The organism is Shewanella sp. GutCb (assembly GCF_002836135.1).
Taxonomy (GTDB): domain Bacteria; phylum Pseudomonadota; class Gammaproteobacteria; order Enterobacterales; family Shewanellaceae; genus Shewanella.
In genome coordinates, this window is record NZ_PJBL01000067.1 from 1 (window position 1) to 770 (window position 770).

Annotated in this window: 1 protein-coding gene; it reads right to left on the minus strand. The window is 51.4% G+C overall.

Annotation, left to right across the window (positions count from 1 at the left end; translation table 11 throughout):
- Positions 1 to 770 (minus strand): DmsE family decaheme c-type cytochrome (locus tag CXF86_RS19985; protein WP_102039877.1); only part of this gene is annotated, 770 nt, incomplete at both ends.

The window sequence follows — 770 nt, forward strand, 5'->3', positions numbered from 1 at the left end:
CTGCCGGCTGGATGATTGGAGCCATGGATCTGGCTATGGCAGTTGAGACAGCTCTTACCGCCGCCAAAGGCGTCACTTCCACCTTGCTGTACGACACGGCTTGCATGACCATCGTCCATATGGCATTGCTGACACAGTTGCGGCGCTCTTTGAGTGAGCATGGCTTCATTAACGCTGCCATGGGGGTTATGGCAGTTGGCACAATTTTCTGTGACTGGCGCATGCTCCCATAAAACGGGGCCACGTTTTTCGCCATGACAGCTATAGCAAGTGTCATTTATTGTGGTGTGGTTCAGTGCACTTTCACTCATAGACCCATGTGGGTTATGGCAATCGATACAGGTCATTTGATCCCATTTCATCGGGTGGGATGAGCGCTTATTCATGTCAGATTTTTGCTGAGTGTGGCAAGAGGTGCAGGTGTCATTGACCGTGAGTTGGTCCATTACCGGATCTTTATCGGTGTGGATATTATGACAATCGCTGCAGGCCACTTCGTCTAAATTGTGACTGCTGCTATGCCATGCCATCTGCTTAGGATCGTTGTGGCAACCCAGGCAGACACTGTTCTGACTCTGAGCGGAGAGCTTGCTCTCTTTGCCAAAGGCGATCATCGGCTCCTTACCGCCCTTATTATGTTTGCCTAACGGCCCATGACAGGCTTCGCACTGCAGACCCGCCATAGGCGAATCCGTTTGCCCCGAGTTACCGTGCACGCCATCGAATATTGCCATGACCTTGTCATTTTTCTTATGGCACATCAGGCAGGA